We start from the raw sequence: 6,168 nt of genomic DNA, 5'->3' as shown, positions 1-6,168 counted from the left end.
GCTGCTCTCCCTTCGTCGGCGCTTCCTGATCGTCGCCAAAGTAAACCTCCCAGGTACCGAATCGAAAGCACTGCGAGTACCAAATGAGTACCAGCATGGTTCGAAAAACCTCTTGGCCGCAAATTCTGAGTGCAACACCTGACCGAATCGGTAAGGTGTTGCACCCATGTCATATTCTGAACTCTGCATCGAAGAACGTGCGACGATCCAGGTCAGCCTCGCGCAGGGCTTGAGCATCAGGAAGGTGGCGGCTCTGCTCGAGCGGTCTCCGTCGACGATCAGCCGAGAGATACGCCGCAATGGAGCGTCCGATGGCAGATATCGTGTGTCGCATGCGCAACAGCGTCGCCAGGATCGCCGGACAGTCTGTCGGCCAAGGCGCAAGCTGCTTCCTGGAAGTCCCCGCTTCGTCTTGATTCAGCACATGCTGCGTCAGCGCTTGTCCCCCGAGCAGATCAGCGGCAAGCTCAAGCATATGAATATCCCTGACCTCCGAGACGCCTACGTCTGCCGTGAAACGATCTACAACGCCATCTATGCGTTGCCCGTCGGCGAGCTACGAAAAGAGTTGATCCACTGCCTGCGGCAAGGAAAATCGACTCGCAAGCCGCGGCGTGGGCAAGTCGACCGGCGCAACCAGATCCCTGATATGGTCAGCATTCACCTCCGCCCGCCCGAGGTGGAGAAGCGTGAATTCCCGGGGCATTGGGAAGGTGACCTGATCAAAGGAAAGGGCAATGCATCGGCTATCGGTACCCTTGTGGAACTGAAAAGCGGTTATCTGATCTTGGCCAAGATGCACGATGCGACCGCCACCTCTGCCGTGGAAGGCTTTAGCGCCGCGCTGAACCGCATGCCGTTGGCTGCACGGAAGAGCATGACGTATGACCAAGGGCGCGAAATGACGCAGCACGCACAGATCACACAGAATACCGGTGTTGCCATCTATTTCTGTGATCCGCATAGCCCGTGGCAAAGAGGTGCCAACGAAAATATCAATGGGCTCATACGGCAGTACTTGCCCAAGGGAACGGATCTATCGGTCTACAGCCAGCAAGAACTGGATGAGATAGCGCTTGAGCTCAACATGCGCCCGCGGAAGCGGTTCGACTTCAAATGTCCCATTGAAATGATGAGTGAACTGATGGCGCAGTACCATGAAGCTCCGTCATCAATGCATTGACGGTGTTGCACTCAGAACCTGCATCCGCCCCTATTCATAGGATCTAGTCATAGATTCTGCATCCTCCCCATAAGCCAAAAGACGATCCCTTAGCTTCTCATTCACCTTCACAACTTCGAACCCTTGACGCTTCCAGTAAGATGACGCCCCTGGATAGCTACCAGAAACAACCGGTTATATCCCTTGATGTTGCGGACTCCAATACTGCGTTCAGCAAACATTTCGCAGTACCGCCATTGCGTGCTTTACGGCTCACCGCAATGTCGTGGATGCAAAGGCTATCCGCATCTATCGGGAAAGAATAATCGACACCATCCAGGTCAAGCATTTCACCATACACCCATGGCAAAGATATCCCGTACCCTATTACCATTTCGTTCTGCATAGCGATGAAGCTGAAACCTGAATTAGCAGACAATTTTGCAGTATATGATTCAACGGACTCGAGGAGATCCTCGCTATAACACTCGCGTTGAATGCAAGAAATGTCCATAAGATCAGCTTGAGACACCTTTCTAATTTTCATGATGGTATTCGTCTCCACCTCGCGGAATATAACGCCGCCAACACGCGTAGCTTTGTAGTGCAGGCGAAGCCGGAACGCAAAAGCTGTCGCCGTGATTGGCCTGGTTATATGATTATTATCTAAACAATTCATCGAACAACACATTCTTCAATTCACACATATCTTCTGGCCGATCGCGTCCAGGCGAGAATACCTTTTCTAGTTCGTTGCGAGACATCCGAAAGAACATATTTCTTGATGGCTGATTTCCTACTCTGATATGGAACGACAAAACAAAAGTATTAATCGACACTTTCGACTCATGCAATCTCTTTGCTAGTGCGTGCGAATAAATCAGCACGTTACTTCGAACTTGCATTGGGGTAACGTTATTAGCTTCCACATCGAGATTAAACCATGCCTCGTCATTGTCGTTTTTATCAAGAAAGTTCACGGAAATTACGCCATCAATGAACTTGCGCGGGGTTGTCGGGTTTAACTCGCTAAGGCCATGGTTAACAAGGTGTTCTCTTAGCGCTCGCTTCTCTACAATGTTTTGTTGCTTTTCTTCTTCAGAACGTTCTTCTGACGGCTCCCGTGTGCTTGCAGACATTTCCATTCCGGTGTATAGAAAAAATTCCGGAATGAATTTTGTGATTTTATAAAGAGAATATAGTAATGGTATAAGGCAGCTGTAAAAGACCGCTGCCTTTGTGAGATACAGCGTGCCCGCGTTGATTAAAGATAAAAAATATGGGTAAGTTATAAGAAGAACAGCTGGAAGCAAAAATGAGATGTTTCTTAACACACCGCGGTTAGCTATATATCTGAAGTATGTACGTATTCTGCCATAGTGCCTAGGCACGTATTTTGTAGAGTGTATGGTTAATATACACCCTTCCTCTTTTGCGTAATCCAATGTGGCATTCAAGAAAAATATGAAGTATAGGCCGTATAGCCAAGAGACCGCCGCCGAATTACCTGAGAAGAACAACACTAAAAATGGAGCAGCAGTAAGATAAGCCAACGAATAGAGCAATTGACGACCAAAGTGCAAATACAACTCTAAAAACATCCTTCGTGAGAACTTAAACGACGAAAATCCGCTTTGCAGAACAAACAGCATCGCAGCAAAAGCGATACCGAACAGAACGCCAGAAACGGACAATAGTGTCTTATAGAACTCTTCAATCGCTATTGGCAACGGAGGGTTGAGAATTACGTCCAAACTAGCTATTTCCCTTTTTCATATAACGCCCCGCTAAACGGCGAGCGTTAGCGAGTCCGGTGAAGGCCACGCCTTTTGTGGCCGGAACGCATTTAAGCGGTTTTTTATGTTCTAGCTGGCAGCGCATAGTTTGTATACTTCTAGAATCAATGCGCCAGCTGCGATCACAACAGCAGAAAAAGTTAGCCAATTTAGGCTTTTGGCTAATTTAGTAGAAGAATCATTGGCATTCTTGAGCTCCGCAGTTAGAGCCTCAGTATTAACTGCAAGCTTTTCAAGCGCTGAAACAGAACGATTTAAGGACGAAAATACTGTGTTATTAATCATTGTCTTATAGAATGTCTTCTCTACATCAGTCAATGTCCGTTCACGATCATCAGAACTCAATTTCTTCTCCTGTAACTATTTGCACATAACGCTTTGCTCACCGGAAAATTAGGAGCGCAGCGAGTAATTTTTCCGAGTGCAGCAACTTGTTATGCGATTCCAAAGGCCGCCCTGGCCTATTTCAATTCTTCGAAAATCTAATGACTCTATCAGCTCATCTTCTAATGCCTTGAGAAGGGGCTCTGGGCTAGATTTCGATTCTTTCTCTTCAGCCCAGGATTTAATGTTGGTCAACTTGTGATACACAGGAGAGTTGGATCCGAACAGGAAACGAGATTCGGTATACGCACGACCAAAATCCGCCTTTATTTTTGGATCTATCTCCGAATTAGGTTCACTGAACATATAGGCGTAGTAATAGTTCAATGTTTTCTCAAAAACGGCATATCTTTTATTGTATAGATTGAGCCGAAGCTGCGTTTTGCTTGTTATGTACTGCCTACAAGCAATAATTACTACCGCGACCGAGACCGCTATTTGCACTATTAGTAGAAGGATATCCATCATTTACTTAGCCACTAACTCTAAAAGAGCATTAAATTTCATAATCTTAACCTCAGCTCAAGTACTGGTGCCAGCAAAAGCATAACGCCGAAGCTTAGTTGCCGGCCTGAAAGGCCGGTCAACTGCAGCGATCCGTTAGGTTACTGAGAACGAATCTCGGGAAATAGCTTTTTCTGCGTTTCGCTCCCTATCCTGTGATAGACGAAAGCACCACAATCATCAAAACCAGATGCTACGCACTTGACGTGAAAATAGCCGCTGTTTTCATCGATATGTGTGCGTGAGGCAATTTGAACACCAACCAAGCTTAGTTTTTGACGTGCAACTTCAGGACGGAGGCATACGTTGAACATTGGACGATCCGCTACAGAAGGATAACACCAAGCATCTTGTATATCTCTGGGAAGATCGAAGTAATCTTTTGCGATAGTTTCGGATATATCATATAAATATTCCGTACCGCTCCCTACATCTCTAGTGAACTCATGTGCCAGGAAATCGTTCAACATATTGAGCTTGAGCTGTTCGTTACTGGTGAGATTTTCATCGTTGCACCGTGCGCCAATGGTTGTTGCACGAATTTCCTCCATAGCCTCATAAACTATCAAAGAAAAATTGTCACCATCCGGGATTTGCATCTCCTCTACTGCGACCTTTGGGTTTATGGGAGTTGTGTAGAGTAATGATTCGCCCTCCCTATTCAGCCTGCCCTTTCTCACAACATGCGGTGGTGGATTCCAGGCATCTGATTCGCTTCGCATCCCACTAAGCGGAAACTTGGTGTCAGTCTGCTCCAAACGTCTGACTCGATAAAACCTAGTTCCCCTAGGATAAGACCCCACTCTTGGAGTCAGTATAGCTACATTCCCGTTTGGCGTATCAAAGCAAAGGACATTACTTATATGTTTTGCGATCTCAGTCTTATTTAACCGACTAAAGGGGAGCTCCCGAAAAGCGCAGATCTTTTCATGCAAATCATGAATTTCTACGTATTTCAAATGCTGTTTTATATCAAATTGGAACAATTAACCTCCCTGAAACCTAACAGGTATTAGGTAGCGCGCTCGTTTTGTCACTTGAACGAGCGCGCGCGTTCAATGAATCTTATATAGCCCACCAATTCCGACCTAATCCATTGATTTTAAATAAAACAAATAAAACTTAGGCAATATATACGGAATTCGCGTGCCGGCGCGTTTTACAGGGCCAATATGCGGAATGAGAAACAGCGGCAAGTCATGAATTCCAGGCACGCTACCGCCACCTACCTGCAAGCGGTGATGCGGCCTTGCCATCCATGCGGTAGTCCCTGTGTTGCGTCGTTGTCATTCTTCAGCCTGGCCGTCTAAGCAGCTTTAGTGATTCAGAGTATGCAAGTGTGATGATGGATGCAAAGCGGCGGTTGGTCGTAGGGGCGGGGCTCTGGCGTCAACGCATTAGGCGGGGGTGAATGCCCTCTCCGACGGGGCGCGCCGTAGGTGGCGGTGGCGGAGAGGGTGGGGAGGCGCGGTTTACGAGGTGGCGATGCCGGCTCTAGCGGCGTGCAGCTTCCGGTAGCTTTCGATCAGGCGCTGGTGGCGGTCGATGCCTTCCAGCCCCATGCTGGTAGGCGTCAGCCCGGGGAAGCGTATCTCGTCGTTCACCGCGCCGATCACCTGGCGCATGGTCTCTTCGCCGAACATACGCGTGAAGTTGCGGTGGTAGTCGTTGAAGTCGAGGTCGTCGTCCAGGGCGATCTCCAGCACCGCCTGCATGGCCTGATGGAACAGGCCGCGCTGCACGGTGTTGTCGTTGAACTGCAGGAACATCTGAACGTGCTCCAGCGCGGCTTCGTACTCGCCTAGGGCGAGCTCGATCAGCAGCTTGAGCTCGAGGATGGTCAGTTCGCTCCACACCGTATTGTCGTCGAACTCGATGCCGATCAGCGTGCCGACCTTGATGTGGTCGTCGAGCTGGCTTTCCTCCAGACGCTCGAGCAGGTCAGCCAGGCGCTCATCCTCGAGCGAATGCAGGTTGAGGATGTCGGCGCGGAATGCTAGCGCCATGTTGGTGTTGTCCCACACCAGGTCCTCGACCGGGTACACCTCTGAATACCCCGGCACCAGGATGCGGCATACCGGCGCGCCGAGGTCCTCATGCTCCATCACGTAGGCTTCCAGGCCCTGGTCGGCGAGCAGTCCGTAGAGGCGCTCGGCCTCTTCCGCGGTGGTGCCGGCGAAGTCCCATTCGTGGAAGTCGATATCCGTGCGCTCGCTGAAGAAACGCCAGGAAATCACCCCGGAGGAGTCGATGAAGTGCTCGACGAAGTTGTTGGGCTCGGAGACCGCCAGCGAGCTGAAGGTCGGCTGCGGCAGGTCGTTC

At 49.3% G+C, this 6,168-nt stretch carries 6 protein-coding genes; 1 reads left to right on the top strand and 5 read right to left on the bottom strand.

The features are described from left to right. The first annotated feature begins 166 nt into the window (after nt 1-166). Nucleotides 167-1,183 carry an IS30 family transposase gene (locus OP495_RS16010; protein ID WP_280570701.1) on the top strand — a complete coding sequence of 339 codons (1,017 nt, stop codon included), beginning with the start codon at nt 167-169 and terminating at the stop codon, nt 1,181-1,183. Nucleotides 1,184-1,340: 157 nt separating this feature from the next. On the opposite strand, the gene OP495_RS16005 is transcribed toward OP495_RS16010, so the two are convergent. The 5 genes from OP495_RS16005 to OP495_RS15985 form a co-directional block, all read right to left on the bottom strand. Beyond that, the gene (locus OP495_RS16005) at nt 1,341-1,709 is read right to left on the bottom strand and encodes a GNAT family N-acetyltransferase (RefSeq protein ID WP_280570700.1); all 369 of its coding nucleotides are present in this window, start codon (nt 1,707-1,709) and stop codon (nt 1,341-1,343) included. A gap of 115 nt (nt 1,710-1,824) precedes the next feature. Next, nucleotides 1,825-2,916, bottom strand: a complete 1,092-nt coding sequence (locus OP495_RS16000) for a hypothetical protein (RefSeq protein WP_280570698.1) — start codon at nt 2,914-2,916, stop codon at nt 1,825-1,827. Between the two features lie 111 nt (nt 2,917-3,027). Next, nucleotides 3,028-3,303, bottom strand: coding sequence for a hypothetical protein (locus OP495_RS15995; protein ID WP_280570696.1), 276 nt, complete (start codon nt 3,301-3,303; stop codon nt 3,028-3,030). Nucleotides 3,304-3,947: 644 nt separating this feature from the next. After that, nucleotides 3,948-4,832, bottom strand: a complete 885-nt coding sequence (locus tag OP495_RS15990; RefSeq protein WP_280570694.1) for a hypothetical protein — start codon at nt 4,830-4,832, stop codon at nt 3,948-3,950. A gap of 486 nt (nt 4,833-5,318) precedes the next feature. Next, the coding region (locus OP495_RS15985; protein WP_280570693.1) for a YcaO-like family protein at nt 5,319-6,168 on the bottom strand (850 nt) is incomplete at its 5' end.

This window comes from Chromohalobacter sp. 296-RDG (assembly GCF_029889885.1).
Lineage (GTDB): Bacteria > Pseudomonadota > Gammaproteobacteria > Pseudomonadales > Halomonadaceae > Chromohalobacter.
This window is presented reverse-complemented; position numbering and strand designations above follow the sequence as displayed.